The 17,698-nt window shown below is 64.7% G+C and carries 19 protein-coding genes; 4 read left to right on the forward strand and 15 right to left on the reverse strand.

The window, feature by feature from the left end; genetic code table 11:
- Nucleotides 1–4 precede the first annotated feature (4 nt).
- From FHS82_RS21175 to FHS82_RS14450, 14 genes are all read right to left on the reverse strand, one after another.
- Complete coding sequence (locus FHS82_RS21175) at nucleotides 5–205, reverse strand: hypothetical protein (protein ID WP_246225354.1); 201 nt, start codon at nucleotides 203–205, stop codon at nucleotides 5–7.
- On the reverse strand, nucleotides 202–420 hold the full coding sequence (locus FHS82_RS21180; protein ID WP_343042585.1) for a thiamine pyrophosphate-binding protein: 219 nt from the start codon (nucleotides 418–420) through the stop codon (nucleotides 202–204). The genes FHS82_RS21175 and FHS82_RS21180 overlap by 4 nt, the downstream gene beginning before the upstream one ends.
- Nucleotides 421–525: 105 nt before the next feature.
- A complete protein-coding gene (locus tag FHS82_RS14395) occupies nucleotides 526–1,281 on the reverse strand; it encodes an amino acid ABC transporter ATP-binding protein (protein WP_166954057.1) in 756 nt (251 codons plus the stop codon).
- A 119-nt stretch (nucleotides 1,282–1,400) separates the two neighbouring features.
- Nucleotides 1,401–2,474 carry an amino acid ABC transporter permease gene (locus FHS82_RS14400; protein ID WP_166954059.1) on the reverse strand — a complete coding sequence of 358 codons (1,074 nt, stop codon included), beginning with the start codon at nucleotides 2,472–2,474 and terminating at the stop codon, nucleotides 1,401–1,403.
- Between the two features lie 3 nt (nucleotides 2,475–2,477).
- Nucleotides 2,478–3,641 carry an amino acid ABC transporter permease gene (locus FHS82_RS14405; protein ID WP_166954061.1) on the reverse strand — a complete coding sequence of 388 codons (1,164 nt, stop codon included), beginning with the start codon at nucleotides 3,639–3,641 and terminating at the stop codon, nucleotides 2,478–2,480.
- 57 nt (nucleotides 3,642–3,698) lie between these two features.
- A complete protein-coding gene (locus tag FHS82_RS14410; RefSeq protein WP_166954063.1) occupies nucleotides 3,699–4,733 on the reverse strand; it encodes an amino acid ABC transporter substrate-binding protein in 1,035 nt (344 codons plus the stop codon).
- 125 nt (nucleotides 4,734–4,858) lie between these two features.
- Entirely contained in the window at nucleotides 4,859–5,767 is a 909-nt protein-coding gene (locus FHS82_RS14415) for a LysR substrate-binding domain-containing protein (protein WP_166954065.1), read from the reverse strand.
- An 83-nt stretch (nucleotides 5,768–5,850) separates the two neighbouring features.
- Nucleotides 5,851–6,600: an SDR family NAD(P)-dependent oxidoreductase gene (locus FHS82_RS14420; RefSeq protein WP_343042587.1), complete on the reverse strand. Its 750-nt coding sequence runs from the start codon at nucleotides 6,598–6,600 to the stop codon at nucleotides 5,851–5,853.
- Between the two features lie 10 nt (nucleotides 6,601–6,610).
- A complete protein-coding gene (locus FHS82_RS14425) occupies nucleotides 6,611–7,324 on the reverse strand; it encodes an SDR family NAD(P)-dependent oxidoreductase (protein ID WP_166954069.1) in 714 nt (237 codons plus the stop codon).
- A gap of 297 nt (nucleotides 7,325–7,621) precedes the next feature.
- Nucleotides 7,622–8,473: a FadR/GntR family transcriptional regulator gene (locus tag FHS82_RS14430; RefSeq protein ID WP_208394260.1), complete on the reverse strand. Its 852-nt coding sequence runs from the start codon at nucleotides 8,471–8,473 to the stop codon at nucleotides 7,622–7,624.
- The gene (locus tag FHS82_RS14435; RefSeq protein ID WP_166954071.1) at nucleotides 8,470–8,817 is read right to left on the reverse strand and encodes a RidA family protein; all 348 of its coding nucleotides are present in this window, start codon (nucleotides 8,815–8,817) and stop codon (nucleotides 8,470–8,472) included. Before FHS82_RS14435 ends, FHS82_RS14430 begins: the two co-directional genes overlap by 4 nt.
- 6 nt (nucleotides 8,818–8,823) lie before the next feature.
- A complete protein-coding gene (locus FHS82_RS14440) occupies nucleotides 8,824–9,639 on the reverse strand; it encodes an SDR family NAD(P)-dependent oxidoreductase (protein WP_166954073.1) in 816 nt (271 codons plus the stop codon).
- Nucleotides 9,632–10,444, reverse strand: a complete 813-nt coding sequence (locus FHS82_RS14445; protein WP_166954075.1) for a shikimate dehydrogenase family protein — start codon at nucleotides 10,442–10,444, stop codon at nucleotides 9,632–9,634. Before FHS82_RS14445 ends, FHS82_RS14440 begins: the two co-directional genes overlap by 8 nt.
- A complete protein-coding gene (locus FHS82_RS14450; RefSeq protein ID WP_166954077.1) occupies nucleotides 10,444–11,337 on the reverse strand; it encodes a 2-hydroxy-3-oxopropionate reductase in 894 nt (297 codons plus the stop codon). Before FHS82_RS14450 ends, FHS82_RS14445 begins: the two co-directional genes overlap by 1 nt.
- Before the next feature lie 107 nt (nucleotides 11,338–11,444).
- Between FHS82_RS14450 and FHS82_RS14455 the strand changes: the two genes are divergently transcribed.
- The gene (locus FHS82_RS14455; RefSeq protein ID WP_166954079.1) at nucleotides 11,445–12,209 is read left to right on the forward strand and encodes an HpcH/HpaI aldolase family protein; all 765 of its coding nucleotides are present in this window, start codon (nucleotides 11,445–11,447) and stop codon (nucleotides 12,207–12,209) included.
- Nucleotides 12,210–12,220: 11 nt separating this feature from the next.
- Entirely contained in the window at nucleotides 12,221–13,438 is a 1,218-nt protein-coding gene (locus FHS82_RS14460; protein WP_166954081.1) for an NAD(P)/FAD-dependent oxidoreductase, read from the forward strand.
- A gap of 40 nt (nucleotides 13,439–13,478) precedes the next feature.
- Here the strand turns inward: FHS82_RS14460 and FHS82_RS14465 are convergent, their stop codons facing one another.
- Nucleotides 13,479–14,306: a L,D-transpeptidase gene (locus FHS82_RS14465; RefSeq protein ID WP_246225355.1), complete on the reverse strand. Its 828-nt coding sequence runs from the start codon at nucleotides 14,304–14,306 to the stop codon at nucleotides 13,479–13,481.
- A gap of 361 nt (nucleotides 14,307–14,667) precedes the next feature.
- On the opposite strand from FHS82_RS14465, the gene FHS82_RS14470 reads away from it, so the two are divergent.
- Nucleotides 14,668–16,791, forward strand: coding sequence for a 4Fe-4S binding protein (locus FHS82_RS14470; RefSeq protein ID WP_208394261.1), 2,124 nt, complete (start codon nucleotides 14,668–14,670; stop codon nucleotides 16,789–16,791).
- Nucleotides 16,791–17,663, forward strand: a complete 873-nt coding sequence (locus tag FHS82_RS14475; RefSeq protein ID WP_208394262.1) for an FAD:protein FMN transferase — start codon at nucleotides 16,791–16,793, stop codon at nucleotides 17,661–17,663. Before FHS82_RS14470 ends, FHS82_RS14475 begins: the two co-directional genes overlap by 1 nt.
- The last annotated feature ends 35 nt before the right edge of the window (nucleotides 17,664–17,698 follow it).

Consider the following 17,698-nt stretch of genomic DNA (forward strand, 5'->3'; position numbering starts at 1 on the left):
GCCTTCAGCGAAGCGAGCGCGGCGGCGCGCATCTGGGAAAGGGTCTGGCGCGGCGTGAGCGCCTCCGGGGAGATATCGAATTGCCGAGACGGACGCCGACGGCGAGGACCGCGTCGGCGAAGATCGGCGAATGGTTGTCGAACCGATCCTGAAGGGCCTTGCGGCCCTTCATGCCGGTGCCAGCCGGCCCGATGAACAGGATCATGACGCGCTGTCCCGCATGGCGGCGCGGATGGCGCGGCCTTCGTTATGGCAAAGGACGTGATCGCGTTCCCCGGCGCGATCGTACGGCGCATCGATAACAGCAAGATAGCTCCCGCCGGGGACACCGAAGCTTTTCGTTGCTCCGAGCGCCGGAAGACATTCAACGACAAGCTGACCGCCATTCCGCATCATGTATCTCTTGCTTTCAGCCGGCATCGCCGGAGTGATCGACCTGTCGAATGTGACGGTCAGCGCGCCAAAGGGAAATGAAGAAATCCGGCTTATTATAAAGTTATTCTTTCGGGAGACGGATCAACCGCATCAGTGCCTCAGAACCTGCGACAGAAACTTCTTCGTGCGTTCATTGGCCGGTGAGACGAAAAAGGTTTCGGGATTCCCCTCCTCGACGATCTCGCCCGCATCCATGAAGATGACGCGGTCGGCGACGCGGCGGGCGAAACCCATCTCGTGCGTGACGCAAATCATCGTCATGCCCTCGGAGGCGAGCGAGACCATGACGTCGAGCACCTCGTTGATCATTTCCGGGTCGAGCGCCGACGTCGGTTCATCGAACAGCAGGATTTCCGGCTGCATGCACAGGGAACGGGCGATCGCGACGCGCTGCTGCTGGCCGCCGGAAAGCTGGCCGGGATACTTCGAAGCCTGTTCGGGAATACGTACCTTCTCCAGATAACGCATGGCGGTGGCTTCGGCCTGCGCGCGCGGAATCTTGCGCACCAGCATCGGCGCCAGCACGCAGTTTTCGAGCACCGTCATGTGTGGAAAAAGATTGAAATGCTGAAACACCATGCCGACGTCACGGCGGATCTCGTCGATGCGGGCGACGTCGTCGTTCAACTCGATGCCGAGCACGACGATACGACCCTCGTCATGCTCCTCAAGCCGGTTGATGCAGCGGATCATCGTAGACTTGCCGGAGCCGGAAGGGCCGCACACAACCACTTTCTCGCCCTTGCGCACAGTCAGGTTGATGTTGCGCAGGGCCCTGAACGATCCGTAGTTCTTGCTCATTGCCTCGATCTGGACAGCCGGCGTTTCCGGTAACGTCTGGGTCATGGTGATTTCCTGGAGCCTCTATAGCATCTCGACATTTCATTGAAGCGCCGAAATGCTATAAGTTTTTGATATTACGCGCTTTTTCACGCAAACCGGTATCCATTTTGCTTGAAAACGCTTTAGCGTGTGCCGATTGCCATGTGCCGCTCCAGGAAGGCGCCGTAGCGGGACAGGCTGTAGACGAAGATGAAGTAGACGAGGGCGATGAAGGCGTAGACCTCCACATAGGCGAAGGTCCATTCGCCGGTGCCGTAGGCCGCGTTGCCGGAGGCCAGTATTTCGAAGAAGCCGACGACGATGACCAGCGACGTTTCCTTGAAGGAGATCACGAACTGGTTGATCGTCGCCGGCAGCGCATTGCGCATTGCCTGCGGCAGGAGAATGCGGCTTATGCGGTGCCAGTAGCCGATGCCGAGCGCCATGGACGCCTCCTCCTGCCCGCGCGCCACGCCCTGAAGACCGCCGCGCACGATTTCGGCCTGATAGGCCGCGAAGAACAGCGCCGCTCCCCAGATCACCCGGTAAAGCTTGTCGCCCTGAAGCCAGCTCGGCAGCATGAACGGCACCACGACCGCAAAGGCGAACAGGATCGAGATCAGCGGCAGCGAGCGGATGGAATCGATGATGAGACCTGTCACACGCGAAATCCAGGGCAACCGGGACCGGCGCAGGAGCGCCAGGCAGATCGCCAGCGGAAAGCCGATGACGCAGGTGGAAACGAAGATGAACAGCGTCAGCGCGAGGCCGCCCCACGCCTCCTCGCCGACATAGCGCAGGCCGAAGACGCCACCCTTCATGAGGCCGTAGAACAGGCCCACGCCCAGTATCCAGATCGCGGCAATCCTCTTGCCGGTCCAGCAAGCCGGCAGGCAGCTCAGCACGATCATCACGACGACGATGACGCAGGAGAGCGCCGACCGCCACTGCTCTTCATAGGGATAGAGGCCGAACATGATGATGCGCCAGCGATTGGCGATCACCGACCAGCACGCGCCCTCGGCCGCCTTGCAGGCGGCGGGTCCGCCCTCACCCGTGAACACCGCCGACAGGACCGCCCAGTCGAACGCCTTCCAGGCGAGCGTGCCGAGCAGCAGCAGCGAGGCGAGCGACAGGGCGGCCTGCAACGGCGTGCGGAAGAAGCGCTTGCGCAAACTCGAAAGCCGATAGCCGGCAGCAGGGTGAAGAGCCGTCATCCGTTAGCTCCGCAACTGGTTGCCCTTGAGGGCGATGGCCTTATTGACGCGATTGAATATCGCGGCCAGAGACAGATTGATGAGAAGGAAGCCAGCCATCAGAATGCCGATGGCTTCGAGCGTCTGGCCGGACTGGTTGATGGTGATGGCCACGATCATGAAGAAATCCGAGAAACCGATGGCGATACCCAGTGTCGTTGCCTTGATGAGCCATATGTACTGATTGGCCAGGATCGGCAGCATGGCGCGCAACGCCAGCGGCAGGCGAATGCGGCTGAATGCCTGCCACGGCGTCAGGCCAAGGGATGCGGCCGCCTCGACCTGCCCCCGCCCGACAGCCTTGAAGCCACCGCGCACGATCTCGCCGATATAGGCGCCGCCATAGAGTGTGATCGCAATCACGAGAGCGGAAAACTCGGGCGAGATGCGCGTGCCGCCGCGCAAATTCAGCCCCTGCAGTTGCGGCACGCTCAGAAATGGCTCCCCCGGAACACGACCCGCGACGACAATCAGCGAGGCGAGCGCCAGAAGGCCGACAGACGCAACCAGGCACAGACCGCGCCTCTGCTCGGGCGGGCGGGGGATCCTGCGGGTCCGGGTAAGCCAGAACGGCAGCAGAACAGCCGCGACAAGGCAAACGGCGGATGCCAGCAGATAGATTCCGTCCACGTTGAACACAGGAACGTAGAGGCCGCGGCTGCTGAGTTTCATGCCCCACAGGTCATGGGCGTTACGCGGCGCCGGCAGATGCGTCACGAACGCATGCCAGAAGAAAACCTGCAAGATCAGCGGAATGTTTCTGAAGAAATCGACATAGATCCGCCCCAGAAGCTGAAGCATTTCGTTCGACGACGTCCGCGCCAGCCCGACCGCCGCGCCGACCAGCGTGGCCGACATCAACCCGGCCGTGCCCAGAAAAAGCGTGTTGGCAATTCCGACGACGAAAAACCACCAGTACGGATCATTCGGAGCTGCAGACAGGATAGAGAAGTTGCCTTCCCAGCCGGTCGACTTCCACAGGAAGCCGAAGCCGGAGGTGATGCGCTGCTGCGCCAGAGTCTGCTGCGCGTTCAACCAGCCGCCGATGACGATGCAGGCTATCGCCCCGACGAAGAATACTTGCAGAATCGCATTTCGGACTTTCTGGTTGCGCAGCAGGGCGAACATGAAGGCTTCTCCGGGTGTGGAAGCGGCTCCGCCCGGAGCCGGGCGGAGCCGGTCCGATCAGTCGATCAGGTAGGGGTAGAGAACGCCGCCGGCGTTCCACAGCGCCGTCAATTCGCGTTCCATCCTGTAGGGCGAGCCCGCGCCGAGATTGCGGTCGAATATCTCGGCGTAATTGCCGACCTTCCTGATAACGTTGTAGGCCCAGTCATCGCCCAAGCCGAGGCCCGTGCCGATGCCCGGTGTCACCCCCAGGAACTTGCCGATTTCGGGGCTTGGCGGGTTGGCGCGGATTTCGTCGACATTCTTCGAGGTGATGCCCTCCTGTTCGGCGAACCAGAGGGCGGAAAGCGTCCAGTTGGCGATATCGACCCAGTTGTCGTCACCCTGCCGCAACACGATGACCTCCGGCTCCACCGCCAGAACATCGGGGAGAATGTCGTGTTCCTCGACCTTTCCCTTCGCGGTGCGTGCGATGGCCAGCACCGGCCCCCACTGCGTGTAGAGGTCGCAACGGCCGGAGAAATAGGCCTGCTCCAGTTCCTCCGTCTTCTCGATCAGAACCGGTTCGAGCTTGATGCCGAGCTTGGCGGTGTAGGATGCGATCTGCTGCTGCTGGGTCGTGCCTGCGGGAATGCAGATCGTTCCGCCGTCGGCCTCCTTGAGCGACTTGATGCCCAGTTCCTTGTGCGCCATGATCTTGGTGGTGCCGAGATAATACGACAGCGAGAACTGGAGGCCGAGTTCGGCATCGCGGCTCAGTGTCGCGCCAGACGCCTTGATGACGAGATCGACCTCGCCAGACTGTAGTGCCGGCCAGCGCTGCGCCCAGCTGATCGGGATGACGGTCACCTTCGACGGATCGCCCAGCACCGCGGTCGCCACGGCGCGGCACAGGTCGATGTCGAGGCCCCTCCAGTTGCCCTTGTCGTCGACCTCGGCGAAACCGAGATACGAGCCGTCGTGCCCTGTGCACAGGAGCGTGCCGCGTCCCTTGACGGTTTCAAGCGTCTTTCCGCCGGCTGCCTGGGCGGCGGGCGTGAACTGGCCCATGGCAAGTACAAGCGCCATGGCTCCCAATTTCAGTGTTTTCATCGTCCTCTCCATTATTGTGATCTCCTCTGGTAAAACCCGTCATCGGATCGGTGATCGGAGCCGAGCCCGAACACAGTCCGGAAGCTGGCAGCAATGCCGCGTCGATCTCCGGAATCACGGAGTTTTCACAACACGCTCCACTCCTGCTGGACCAGCCAGCGGTGAAGCGCGGCAACGCCCTTCACCCTCAGATGCCCGCGCGGAAGCACGAGATAGAAGCCCGGAACCTCGTCGGCGTTCATGCCGGCCAGCACATCGCGCCCGAGCGGCGCGACCAACGCGCCGGAGCGCAAGTCCTCCTCCGCGTCGGCGGAGGAGAGGAGACCGATCCCGATGCCTTGCAAAGTGGCACGCCGCATCGAGGCGGCAGTGTCGAAGCTGACGCTTCGGTCCCCGTCCGATTGCTCGCTGCCGAGGAAACGCAGAATATCCGGCCACAGACGCAGGGACTTGACCGTATCGAGCAGCGTGAACTTGATAAGGTCGGCAGCCCCGGAAATCTCCGCTCCGATCTGCGGCGTACAACAGATGAGCTTTGGGTCAGGAACAAGCAGTTTGCACTCGTATTCCGCCCAATCGCCATACCCCCATTGCACCGCCATATCGATGTCGTCGCGGCCGAAGTCCGGTATGTCGATCATCGTGGTCAGACGCAGGTCGGCGCCCGGCAGAATCTCGCGGAAAGAGGACAGACGCGGCAGGAGATAGCGAGTTGCAAAATAAGGACTGGCGTTGAGGTTTATGCGGTTGCGATAGGCGGCCTTCGTGACCCGCCGCACCCCTTCCGCGAACTCGCTGAAGCCTGCCTCCACATAGTGAGACAGGAGGATGGCCGACTCCGTCAGCTCGATCGAACGGCCTCTGCGCTCGAACAGGGTTACCTGAAGCGTATCCTCAAGCAGCTTGATCTGCTGCCCTACCGCCTGCGGCGTCACCAGCAACTCGTCGGCGGCCTGACGCAGGCTCCGGTGGCGGGCGACCGCATGGAAGACCCGCAGGGCGTTGAGCGGGGGAAGGCGTGGCTTGCCGCTCATCGTCATTCCCTCCTTCTGTTCAGGCCGTCGCCGCTGGATGCAAGGCCATCCGGGCTGCCCGACCGGAGCGGGACCGGATGCGGTCAGGCATAGATGTATCCGCCGGAGACGATGACGTTCTCGCCGGTCATGTACGTATTCTTCGGGCCACCGGTCATCAGTACCCATTCGGCTATCTCCGCCGGCTGCGCACCGCGGCCGAGCGGGCTGGCCTTGGCCAGTTCCTCCAGGAAGCCAAGGGCGCGGGCACGCTCGGTAGCCATGCCCGCCGGCGCTACGGAGTTGACCAGAATGCCATCCCTGGCGACATGATGCGCGAAGGAGCGCGTGAGGCTGACAACGGCGGCCTTGGTCGCGGCGTAATGGGCGTTCTGCGGGTGGGCCTTGAACGCATCAACCGAAGTCAGGTTAACGATGCGGCCGCGGACATGATCCTTCGGCTCCTGTGCCGCCATGTGCCGGACCGCGGCGACCATCATGTGATATGTGCCCTTGATGTTGATGCCGTTGGAGGCGTCCCACTCGGCGTCGGTGATTTCCATGACCGGCCGGCGGGGATAGATCGCCGCACAGTTGATGAGCGTATCGACGCGCCCGATATCGGCGGTGATGGCCGCGAACGCTTCATGGCACTGGGGCCCGATCTGAATGTCCGCGCTCGCGGCCGCAGCCGGCAGGCCTTTTGCGCGCGCGGTTTCCAGCGCGGCCTCCGCGGCGTCGCGGTTGATATCGATGATGCCGAGCGCAGTGGCGCCCGCCTCCACGGCCATGCGGGCGAGCAGCGCGCCGAGACCCGAACCGCCGCCGACGATTACAACTGAAAGTCCGTTCACGTTCATATCCTCACTTGGTGCCGCTGGGGGAAGTCGGACGGGTTGGCACGATGTCGAAACGGGATACATCCGCCCACGCGGGCAGGCTCAGGACCGCAAGAACCATGTGCGCGATATCATCGGGTTGTACCGCCTTGGTCGCGGCATACATCGCCTCGCGCGCCCTGGCGTCGAGGATGTCCTTGTAAAGCGCGGTCTCCACGCGCCCGGGAACGATCTCCGTCACCCGCACGCCATGGGGAGACATGTCGGCGCGCAGCGCGGCGGCGAAGCCGGAGATGCCGGCCTTGGTGGCGGAATAAACCGCGATGTTGGGAAAAGCGGTATGAGCCGCAGCCGAACCGGTGAACAGGATATGGCCGCTGCCGCGATCGCGCATCTGCGGCACGACGAGGCGGGTCAGCAGGATGACCGCGCTCAGGTTTACCTCCAGCGCGGCGTCGATATCCGCGACCTGCATGTCGGCGAAGTTGCCGAGCGGCGGCATCATGCCGGCGTTGTTGACGAGAACGTCGATGTCGAGGCCGTTCACGACGGTTTCGAGCGCCTCGCGGTCGGTAACATCGACGGCGATGGGCGTAATACCGCCCTGCGTGGCGCGCAGTTCTTCAAGGGCTTTCCGGCTTCGACCGACGGCGTAGACCCCGTACCCGGCTTGAGCCATACCGATGGCGATCGCCCGGCCAATGCCGCTCGTCGCCCCTGTCACGAAGGCTGTTTTCACTTCTCGTTCCCCTTGTCATTTTTATATGCTCAGTTTGCTGGCTCACGCGGCGGCAAAAAATCAAGAAAATCGGTAAATAGGAAAGAATGACTTTCCTCTCCGGACAGGTTGCTCCCCGCACAAGAGCAACATCCATGCCACCGCGGAGAGGCGTGCCCGCCGCCGCGCGCATGGAACCTTCTGCGGTATCGGCATTTTTGCCCGCGCCATGACGCGGCGCGGCTTCCGTTGCTGAACGAAACCGTCGCTTTCGCTATCTTCTCGCACCGGCTGCCCTGGCGGACGCCGCGGCCCGGCTTATCCCCCCGCCGGTATTTTCAGACCGGCGAACAGTGTGCCGGACGCCTGCGGCTGCGTCGCATCATCGGCGTTGATGCCCGTCGCCAGCGCAAGGGCGCGCACTCTTTCGAGGCTGTTCTGGAGATGCTGGCGCATGGCCTCGCGCGCGGCAGGCGCGTCGCGCCGTTCAATGGCCGCGACGATGCTGTCGTGCTCCGCGTGGATGCGCGCGTAGTAAGCTTCCTTGTATTCGCTGGCCACGATATGGCCGAGCCGAAAGCGTGGCGCGATGATCGGGCGAAGGTAATCAAGAAAGCCGAAGATGAACTCATTGCGGGTGCATTCGGCGATCTTGAGATGAAAATCGTAGTCGTAGTGGATCTGGACCTGTTCGGGATCTTCGTGAAGCGCATCCACCTGTTCCATCAGGCTGCGGATGGCGCGGGCTTCCTCATCGGTTCGCCGCTGGGCGCACAGCCCCGCCGATTCGACCTCGACGCTGAGACGAAGCTCAAGCAAAGCAATGGTTTCTGGCAGGGTCGCGAGCGCCTCGGCCGGGATCATGAAGCCTTGCTGGTGCGGCGCCTCGCTGACGAAGATACCCTTTCCCTGCCGGGGGATCACAAGACCGGCAGAACGCAGTCGCGCGATGGCCTCGCGCACCACCGTCCGGCTGACGTTGTATTCGGCGCCCAGTTCCGCCTCCGTCGCGAGCTGGGCACCCGGCGCCAGCGCCCCGGACCGCACCTTTTCGGACAGGCTGTCAGCCACCATGGTGGACAGGGGTTTGCGCTTCGCCACGAGTTTTTCCTTCACCTTGCTGCGGCCATGCGCGGAACCAATCCGGGCGATGGCCACAAAAACCGTCATACGGCCGCGGTCACGATGAGTTCCACCAGCATTCCGGGCTTTGCCATGCGGCCCTGCCCCGAGGAACGGGCCGGCGCGTATTCCTTCGGCATCCATTGGTCCCAGACGACATTGACCTCATCGAAATCGCGCACATCGTCAAGCCACATCTGTACGTGCAGAATGCGCGTCTTGTCCGTGCCGGCCTTCGCGAGGAGAGCATCAATCTTGGCAAGAACCTCCCGCATCTGGCCTGCGGCAGACTGGCCGGGCGCGGCCACCTGTCCGGTCAGATAGACCGTGCCGTTGTGGATGACACCATGATGGATACGGGTGTCGAAATCGAAACGTCTGATCTCGGTCATCTCTTCTCAATCACCTTGTTGGTCGGAAACAGTCCTGATCGGATTGCCGCGCAGGTAGTGGGCGTAAGGCGCCTGAACCAGCCAGCCGGCATCGACAGGCAGCGTTACGCCGGTAATCGAGGCCGCGCGCCAGGAACACAGGAAGAGCGCCGCCTCGGCGACATCCTCGGGGGCCACGAAACGGCGTAACGCCGTGGTGGCACGTATCGCGTCCGGATCGCGCTCTCCGGCGGCGATCCTGGCTTTCAGCCCGTCCGACAGCGTATAACCGGGCGCGACCGCATTGACACGGATGCCTTGCGGACCAAGCTCGGCGGCGAGAATGCCCGTGAGGCCGAGAACGGCGTGCTTTCCGGGTGTGTAGGCCGGCAGCGACAGGGGCGCGAAGGAGGCCAGCGAACCCACGTTCAGTATGGCGCCCCCGCCCTTGCGCGCCATCAGGCGGCCGAAAATCTGACAGCCGAGAAGCGTGCCGCGATAGTTGATGCGCCACAGGCGCTCGTCTTCGTCGAGATCCTGATCGAGCACGCGCTTGCCGCTTTGCAGAATGCCGGCGCAGTTCACCACCACGTCGGGAATGCCGAAGGCGGCCCCGGTCTCGCGGCCGAGCGCCTCGACGGAGGCCGGATCGGCGACATCGGCGGCGATGAACCGCGCGGCCGGCGCACCCTGCCGCCCGCATTCCGCCGCAACTTCGTTGCCGCGCGCAGCATCCCGTCCCGCAACAACGATGTTCTCCCCTTCCTGCGCGAAGCGGAGGGCAATGGCGCGGCCGATGCCCGAGGTGCCGCCGATGACGACGACGGTGCGTGCTTCATTCATGATTGCGCCTCGCACGGTCTATATTGAAGAATTCAGCCATGGCCTGCACCTGGAAATCCATCATCGGCCGGCCGGGCTGAACGGGGCATCCGATCGCCTTCGCCGCGCGCAGGAGCGCGGTTTCCGCCGGCTCCATGATGATGTCCACCACCGTCGTTTCAGGGCTCAGCCGGCTGACGTCGAACGGCAGTGGATCGCTGGCGCGCAGGCCCGACGGAGTTGCGTTGATGGCCATGTCCATCCCGGCCGCATCGGCAGGACCGACGGCGATGCGGCAGGCGGGAAACGCTTCGGCGACAAGGCCCGCAAGTTGCGAGGCACGCCCTTCGTCAATGTCGTGGAGGCGGATATCGCCTGCGCCCGCCTCTGCCAGACAGTAGGCCAGCGATGCACCCGCGCCACCTGCGCCGACCTGAAGAATGCGCTGCCCCTCGATGCGATGCCCGCCGGCCCTGAGACCGTCGATGAAGCCGACGCCGTCGAAATTGTCGGCATACCAGCTCCCGTCGGCCTGCCGGCGAACGGAGTTGGCGCTCTTCACCCGCGCCGCCCTGTCATGCGCCGCCCCGCACTTATGGAAGACGGCCGTCTTGTAGGGCACGGAAACGATGACGCCGCGAACATTCTCGGCGGCGGTGATACCGGCCCAGAATGTGTCGAAGTCCTCCGGCCTGCAACTCAAAGGAACCATCAGGCTGTCGAGGCCGCGTTGCTCGAAAATCTCGTTGAAGATGCCGGGACTTTTCGCGTGCCCCACGGGGTGGGCCAGCATCACGAAAACATCTGCTTTACCGGTTCCGCGCATCAGGCAACTCCTCTTGTCTCAGCCACGGGATGGTTTGCCAGCACTTCGAGAGCCTGCACCAGCGCCGCGTGATCGGCATCGCCTGCGCCGCGCGCCGCGCAGGCGTTCAACAGTTCCTGCACGGTTGCGGTATTGGGCAGCGCCACGCCGAGCGCACGCGCGCTTTCCAGCGCAAGACCAAGGTCCTTCTGGTGCAACCGGACGCGGAACCCCGGCGCGAAGGTGCGCTCGATCATCCGCTGGCCGTGGACTTCGAGCACGCGCGAGGCTGCGAAACCGCCCAGCAGCGCCTTGCGCACCGTCGCCGGATCGCAGCCCGCCTTACTGGCAAAAACCAGCGCTTCGGCCACGGCCTCGATGTTCAGCGCCACAACGATCTGGTTGGCGATCTTGCAAATCTGTCCCGCGCCATTGTTTTCTCCGACGAGGGTGATGTTCTTGCCGAGAGCTTCGAAAATCGGCAAGGCACGCTCGAACTCGGAAGCGGGGCCGCCGACCATGATGGTGAGGCTGGCGGCCCTGGCGCCCACCTCCCCGCCCGAGACAGGGGCGTCGAGATATCCCGCCGCTTTTTCCCGCACGGCCCTGGCAAAATCCGCCGTGGCGATCGGGCTGATCGAACTCATATCGATCACCAGCGCGCCCGCCGAAAGGCCGCCGACGACGCCGTTATCGCCGAGAAGCACACGCCCCACATCGGGGGTGTCGGGCAGCATCGTGATGACGATTTCGCTGGCGCGCGCCACCTCGCGAGGATCGGGAACGACCGTTGCCGCCAGACCTTCAGGCAGCGCCGAACGATTGAGCGACGTGACGATCTCGTGGCCCGCCGCGGCAAGGTTGCGCGCCATCGGCGCCCCCATCACCCCCAGCCCGATGAAACCGATTTTCACAGCGATTGTCCTTTCCGCGTTCGGCTGCCGCTGTTGCAGCAGACAGTAGATATGATATATGACATCATACAAATTTCAATCGGCCTCAAGACACGGAGACACCAAAATTGCAGGAACGTCCCAATTTGCTGAAAGCGACCTTGCGAGAGGGCAAGCCCTGCATCGGGTTGTGGTGTTCTCTGGCATCGACGCTGGCAACCGAGATCGTGGCCGGCTCCGGCGCGGGGTGGCTGCTTGTCGACGGCGAGCATAGTCCCAACGACTTGCGCAGCGTCATGGCGCAGCTTCAGGTCATCGCCGCCTTTCCTTGCGAGGCGGCTGTGAGGCTTCCCTCCGACGATCCCGTGCTCATCAAGCAGTTCATGGATGCCGGTGCGCGCAGCCTCATGATTCCCAACGTCCGCACTGCGGCGCAGGCACGCGACATCGTCGCGGCCATGACCTACGCGCCCGACGGCTTCCGGGGCTTTTCGGTCGGGCACCGCGCCAACCAGTTCGGCCGCATCGCCGGTTATCATCAGAAAGCACGGGAAAACCAGCTTCTCGCCGTGCAGATTGAATGCAGGACGGGCGTCGCCAATGCCCGCGAGATTGCCGCCGTCGATGGCGTGGACGTGCTGTTCGTCGGGCCGGGCGATCTTTCCACCAATATGGATGCCATGGGCAATCCCGGTGCGGACCATGTGCAACAGGCCATCGCCGCCGTCCGGCAGGCGGCGGCCGGCGCCGGCAAGGCAAGCGGGATACTCGCACCGGCGAAGGCCGACGCCGACCGCTATCTTCGCGACGGCTTCACCATGGTTGCGGTCGGCTCGGACCTCGGCCTTCTGGCGCGCGGCGCCGACAACCTGATTGCATCCTTCTCACGCTGAAAGCTGCCACCATGGCCATCCCTTCCTATAAATCCCCGTCCCGCACTTCCTACGATGTCGTCATTGTCGGCGGCGCCGTCATCGGCTCCTCCACCGCCTACTGGCTGAGCCAGAAGCTGGGGGCGCGCGCTTCCGTCCTCGTTGTCGAACGCGACAGCAGCTATGAGTTCTCTTCGACTGCGTTGTCGACCAGCGCGATACGCCAGCAATATTCGAACCCCATCAATGTGAAGATCAGCCAGTTCGGCGTCGAATTCATCAAGGGATTCAGGGATAGGATGGCGCCGTTCTACACGAATGAACCGGCGCCCGACCTGGGATTCAGGGAGAACGGCTATCTTTACTGCATTTCTCCGGAAGGGATAGAAGCGGCGCGCGAGCGCGTTGAACTGCAGCGCAGTCTCGGCGCCCATACTGTCTTTCTCGAACCCGGTCCTCTCAAGGATCTCTTCCCGTGGCTCAACGTCGACGATCTCGGCGGCGGCGCCTGGGGTTCGCGCGACGAGGGATGGTTCGATTCCATGGGGCTGTTGAACGGCCTGCGCCGCGCCGCCCGGGCCAGCGGCATCGCTTATGTGGACAATGCCGTGACCGGACTGGAACTGACCGGCGGGCGCGTCACGGCCGCACGGCTGTCGACCGGCGAGACCGTTTCGTGCGGCGTCCTCGTCAATGCCGCCGGGCCGCGGGCTCAACAGGTCGCCGCCATGGCCGGCTTGTCCATCCCCGTCGCCCCGTACAAGCGCTACAGCTTCGTCTTCGCCAGCAACACGCCCATTCCCGGCCGCATGCCGAATGTCATCGATCTCTCCGGCACTTTCGTGCGCCCGGAAGGCGAGCTGTTCCTGACCGGCAATACCCCGCTCGACGACGGACCCGCCGACTATGACGACTTCGAGACCCGTCATGAGGAGTTCGACGACCGCATCTGGCCGGCGCTGTGGCACCGTATTCCCGATTTCGAGGCCCTGCGCGTGATGCAGAGCTGGACCGGGCACTACGAATACAACATGCTCGACCACAACGGCATCGTGGGTTTCCATCCGGAGGTGAGAAACTTCATGTTCGCCAACGGCTTTTCGGGCCACGGGCTGCAACAGTCGCCCGCTGTCGGCCGCGCGGTCGCGGAACTGATCGTCGACGGCGCGTTCCAAACGCTGGATCTGACGCCGTTCCGCTATGAGCGTATCCCGCTCGACGAGCCCTTCATGGAAGAGGCGGTCATATAGCGCGCGGGACCTTCAAGCTGAGGCGCGCTGCCACTCTGCTTCACGAAGCGGATTTCGTCCGCGCGGGCCGGGAAGCCGCGCGCGCGGGCGCATCGTGGCTTGTCACGATAACGCGCGCGCCGGGCTGAACCCGTTCATAGAGGTCGACGACGTCCTGATTGAACATGCGAATGCAACCGGCGGAGACAGACCGTCCGATCGAGGACGGATCGTTGGTCCCATGGATGCGATAATAGGTGTCGATGCCGTTCTGGAACATGTAGAGCGCCCGCGCGCCCAGGGGATTGCCCAGGCCTCCGTCTACGCCGTCGGCATACTTGGCGTAATGATCCGGACTGCGCTTGATCATGTCCTTCGTCGGTATCCAGCGTGGCCACTGCTGCTTGTGCTCGACGACCGCCTCGCCTTCGAAACTGAGACCCGCAGCTCCCACGCCGATGCCGTAGCGGACGGCTTTTCCGTCCGGCAGCACGAAGAACAGGGAATGCTGTGTCGTGTTGACGACGATCGTGCCCGGCGGCTCCTTCGTCCTGAAGTCGACCACCTGCCGGACGTTGCGCGGCTTGACCTTGGCCGGGTCGATGCGCGCCAGCTGGAACTGGCCGTCGAGTTTCTCGTCATAGATGACTCGCGGATCCCAATCCTCCACCTGCCACGCTCTCGCGTCCGACACCTCGGCAAGGGCGAGAGGCGAAGTATCGACGGCAGAGACATCGACGGAAGGCAAAGCCTCGGCGGGAGGCGACTGCGGCCCTGCGGTCGTGGAGCCTGTGCCGACGGCCGCCGACCGTGTCGTAGGGGAACACGCCTGCAGCATCAGCGCCAACGCGATAAGAGAGGCAAGCTTCGCCAAGCCGACATTGATCAAGATAGAAATCCTTCACCTCATCCGACAGCGCGTAGCAGTGCCGAATCAAACGCTTCCACCATATCGCAGGGTCGCGTGACGCCTCGGCTTACACCATCCCCGTCGACGGTCACCAGATCGTTATTAATGAGAAATTCCGGATCGTGTTGCAAATGCGCATCGGTTGGCGGCAACGCTCGACAGATCGTCCGGGCACTTCGTTCATGAAGCAGGCCTCACGCGGGTCAGCGCCTCCGCATCGGCCCCCTGCCCCCGCGACCTTGGTCGTATGTCGCGTCCGGCGCTTCCGGCCTATCGTTCCATAGGGAGAGCCGGCGCGAAAAGAACCGGTCCCGAAACGTTCCCTGGGAGGAACCGGCCGATGTGGAGGAGACTGGCGGTCCGGCTGGCCGCGCAGGCGTTCGCGCTGTGGGCTGTTGCGCTGCACGGCGCATTGCTGCCCGCCATGGCCGACGTGCCCGGCCCGCTGCCGCGCGAGGCGCTGGAGCCGATGATCGTGCCGCCCTATGCGCTCGGCGAACCGGTAAATGACAAGGGCGTGTGGAGCCTGCTGAACTCGGGCGGCGCGGAAGCGGGCTACGTGTTCCAGACCGGCCCGCTTGCCCCGCTGCCGGGCTTTTCCGGCGCGCCGATCGACATGCTGGTGATGCTCGATCCCGGCGGCCGCTTTCTCGACGTGCGGCTCATCTCGCACAACGAGCCGATCTTCGTCTCAGGGTTGGGCGAAGCGCCGTTTCGTGCCTTTCTGGAGCAATATCGTGGCCGCTCGATCCGCGAGTCCCTGGTCGTCGGCACGCCCTATGGCACGGGCGGCGCGGGCGCGGGACAGGTCCATCTCGACGGCGTGAGCAAGGCAACTGCCTCGGTGCGCATCGCGCACGACTCGATCATGGCCGCCGCCTTCGCGGTGGCCCGCGAGAAGATGGCGGGCATCGGCGGCGCCACGCCCGTGCGTCCCGATCCCTCGGTGGACGAGACGCTCGACTGGCAGGCGCTGATCAGGCAAGGGCTTGCCATAAATCTGCGCGTGACTAACGCCGAACTCGACGCCGCCTTCGCTGGCACTGTCTGGGCCGACGACGATCCCGACGCCTCGGCCGATCCCGGCGCGCTCTACCTCGATCTTTGGGCGGTGGACATCGGGCCACCGGCCGTCGCCCGCGCCGTGCTGGACGACGCGAGCCTCGCCGAGCTTCAACGCTTCCTTGATGTCTCCGGCGACGACGAGCCGCTGCTGCTGATCGACGCGGGTCGCCATGGCCTCGTCTCCGACGACTTCGTGCGCAACACCGCGCCAGACCGGCTGCTGGCGGAACAGGGCGGGCTGCCCGTCGCGCTGCGCGATGCCGATCTCGCTGTCGCGACGCGCCCGGGTGTGCCGGAGGGCAAGACCATGATCCTGCGCATCGACCGCCGGCTGGGCTTCGACCCGACGCGCGACTGGACGCTGTCCGCGCAGGCCGTGCGCGCCCACGGCATGCTGCAGCCGCAAACCGGCACCCGGAGTTTCCCGCTCGTGCTGCGTGCCGATGCCCGCTTCTATACGCGCGTCGGCGGGGCTCCGGCCCTGCCGCCGTGGCAGGAGGCGATGCTCGGCCGCAAATACGATCTCGTGGCGCTCGCCCTTCTGCTGTTGCCGCTGCTCGTGGCGCTCGGCCCGGCGATGCGCCGGCTGGCCGCGCTGCCGCACTTCGGCCTGCTGCGGCTCGCGGTGCTGGCGGTGGTGATCGGCTTCGTCGGCTGGTGGGGGCAGGGTCAGCTCTCCATCGTCACCGTGCTCGCGGCGCTGCGCGCGGCCATCGGCGGCGGCTCCTTCGCCGTGCTGCTCTACGATCCATTCTCGCTGATGGTGTGGGCGGCTGCCATTCTCGGCTTCGTGCTCTGGGGCCGCGGGCTGTTCTGCGGCTGGCTGTGCCCCTTCGGGGCGATGCAGGAGTTCGCCCATCGCGCCGGCCGGTTGCTGCGCCTGCCCGAGCGCAATCCCTCGCCCCGCTGGGACGGGCGGTTGAAGGCGGGGAAGTATGTCGCGCTCGCCGGCCTCGTCGCCACGGCTTTCCTGCTGCCGGGCGAGGCAGAGAAGGCTGCAGAGATCGAGCCGTTCAAGACGGCCGTCACCACCGCCTTCCAGCGCGAATGGTACTATGTCGCCTATGCGGCCTTCTGGCTGGTGCTGGGCATGGTGACCTTCAAGGGCTTCTGCCGCTACGTCTGCCCGCTCGGGGCGCTGATGGCGATCGGCGGCTGGCTGCGGCTGCGCGACTGGATCCCCCGTCGGACCGAGTGCGGCTCGCCGTGCCAGCTCTGCAAGGCACGCTGCCGCTACGGCGCCATCGCGAAATCGGGCAGGATCGCCTATTCCGAATGCTTCCAGTGCCTCGACTGCGTAACGATCCACGACGACGCGAAGCAATGCGTCCCGCTGGTGCTGGCGGCAAGGGCCCGGCAGAAGGGACGCCCCGCGCGGGCGCGGGAGGCCGCAATATGATGAACCGCCGCCGTTTCATGGCCATTGGCGCCGCCTTTCTCGCCGCGCCGGCGCGGGCGGAAGTGATCACCTGGCAGGCGCCGGCGCTGGGCGGCCTGGTGCGCGTCGACCTGCGCGGCCCCCGCGCGCTCGCGACGGAGACCGCGCGGGCCATCGCCGCGACCATCGAGGAGGTGGAGGCGGCAGCGAGCCTCTTCCGCCCGGAATCCGGGCTCTCGCGGCTCAACCGCGCCGGCCGCCTCGACGATCCGCCGCCAGCATTGCGTGATCTGCTGGCACTCGCCGGGCGCGTGCATGCCGCCACGGCAGGTGCATTCGACGCGACCGTCCAGCCGCTGTGGCAGGCGCTGGCGGAGGGCGCCGATCCCGCTTCCGCCCGCGCCCGGATCGGCTGGGAACGGGTGCGCCCCGGTCCGCCCGTCATCCTCGGCACCGGTCAGGCGCTGACGCTCAACGGCCTCGCGCAGGGCTACGCCGCCGACCGGGTGCGCGAGACGCTGCACGCGGCGGGCTATGGGCGCGTCCTCGTCGACATGGGCGAGTTCGCCGCCCTTTCCGGCCCGTTCCGGATCGGTGTCGACGATCCGGAACTCGGCCAGATCGCCATCCACGATATTCTGGGAGATGCTATCGCCACATCGAGCCCCGGCGCGATGCGGCTCGGAGGCGCCTTCCACATCCTCGGCCCGGCGGGACAGCGGCCGGTGTGGTCCACGGTCTCGGTGCAGGCGGCCAGCGCGGCGCTAGCGGACGGGCTTTCCACCGCCTTCTGCCTGATGGACGCGCCCGCGATCCGCACGGCGCTGGCGCGGCTTCCGGAAGTCTCGGCCGTCACGGCGGCAAGCTTTTCGGGCGATGTGACGACGTTCTGAGCGCTTGCCGATCAAGCGCAATTATCTGGCTGCCA

The organism is Pseudochelatococcus lubricantis, assembly GCF_011762225.1.
In the GTDB taxonomy this organism is placed as follows: domain Bacteria; phylum Pseudomonadota; class Alphaproteobacteria; order Rhizobiales; family Beijerinckiaceae; genus Pseudochelatococcus; species Pseudochelatococcus lubricantis.

What these genes read in the sequence shown, in the direction of transcription:
- FHS82_RS14445 (WP_166954075.1), bottom strand. Translation starts at nt 10,444, where the DNA reads ATGCGCGGAACCGGTAAAGCAGATGTTTTCGTGATGCTGGCCCACCCC.
- FHS82_RS14415 (WP_166954065.1), bottom strand. Translation starts at nt 5,767, where the DNA reads ATGAGCGGCAAGCCACGCCTTCCCCCGCTCAACGCCCTGCGGGTCTTC.
- FHS82_RS14400 (WP_166954059.1), bottom strand. Translation starts at nt 2,474, where the DNA reads ATGACGGCTCTTCACCCTGCTGCCGGCTATCGGCTTTCGAGTTTGCGC.
- FHS82_RS14430 (WP_208394260.1), bottom strand. Translation starts at nt 8,473, where the DNA reads ATGACGGTTTTTGTGGCCATCGCCCGGATTGGTTCCGCGCATGGCCGC.
- FHS82_RS14410 (WP_166954063.1), bottom strand. Translation starts at nt 4,733, where the DNA reads ATGAAAACACTGAAATTGGGAGCCATGGCGCTTGTACTTGCCATGGGC.
- FHS82_RS14460 (WP_166954081.1), top strand. Translation starts at nt 12,221, where the DNA reads ATGGCCATCCCTTCCTATAAATCCCCGTCCCGCACTTCCTACGATGTC.
- FHS82_RS14470 (WP_208394261.1), top strand. Translation starts at nt 14,668, where the DNA reads ATGTGGAGGAGACTGGCGGTCCGGCTGGCCGCGCAGGCGTTCGCGCTG.
- FHS82_RS14440 (WP_166954073.1), bottom strand. Translation starts at nt 9,639, where the DNA reads ATGAATGAAGCACGCACCGTCGTCGTCATCGGCGGCACCTCGGGCATC.
- FHS82_RS14405 (WP_166954061.1), bottom strand. Translation starts at nt 3,641, where the DNA reads ATGTTCGCCCTGCTGCGCAACCAGAAAGTCCGAAATGCGATTCTGCAA.
- FHS82_RS14475 (WP_208394262.1), top strand. Translation starts at nt 16,791, where the DNA reads ATGAACCGCCGCCGTTTCATGGCCATTGGCGCCGCCTTTCTCGCCGCG.
- FHS82_RS14395 (WP_166954057.1), bottom strand. Translation starts at nt 1,281, where the DNA reads ATGACCCAGACGTTACCGGAAACGCCGGCTGTCCAGATCGAGGCAATG.
- FHS82_RS21180 (WP_343042585.1), bottom strand. Translation starts at nt 420, where the DNA reads ATGCCGGCTGAAAGCAAGAGATACATGATGCGGAATGGCGGTCAGCTT.
- FHS82_RS21175 (WP_246225354.1), bottom strand. Translation starts at nt 205, where the DNA reads ATGATCCTGTTCATCGGGCCGGCTGGCACCGGCATGAAGGGCCGCAAG.
- FHS82_RS14435 (WP_166954071.1), bottom strand. Translation starts at nt 8,817, where the DNA reads ATGACCGAGATCAGACGTTTCGATTTCGACACCCGTATCCATCATGGT.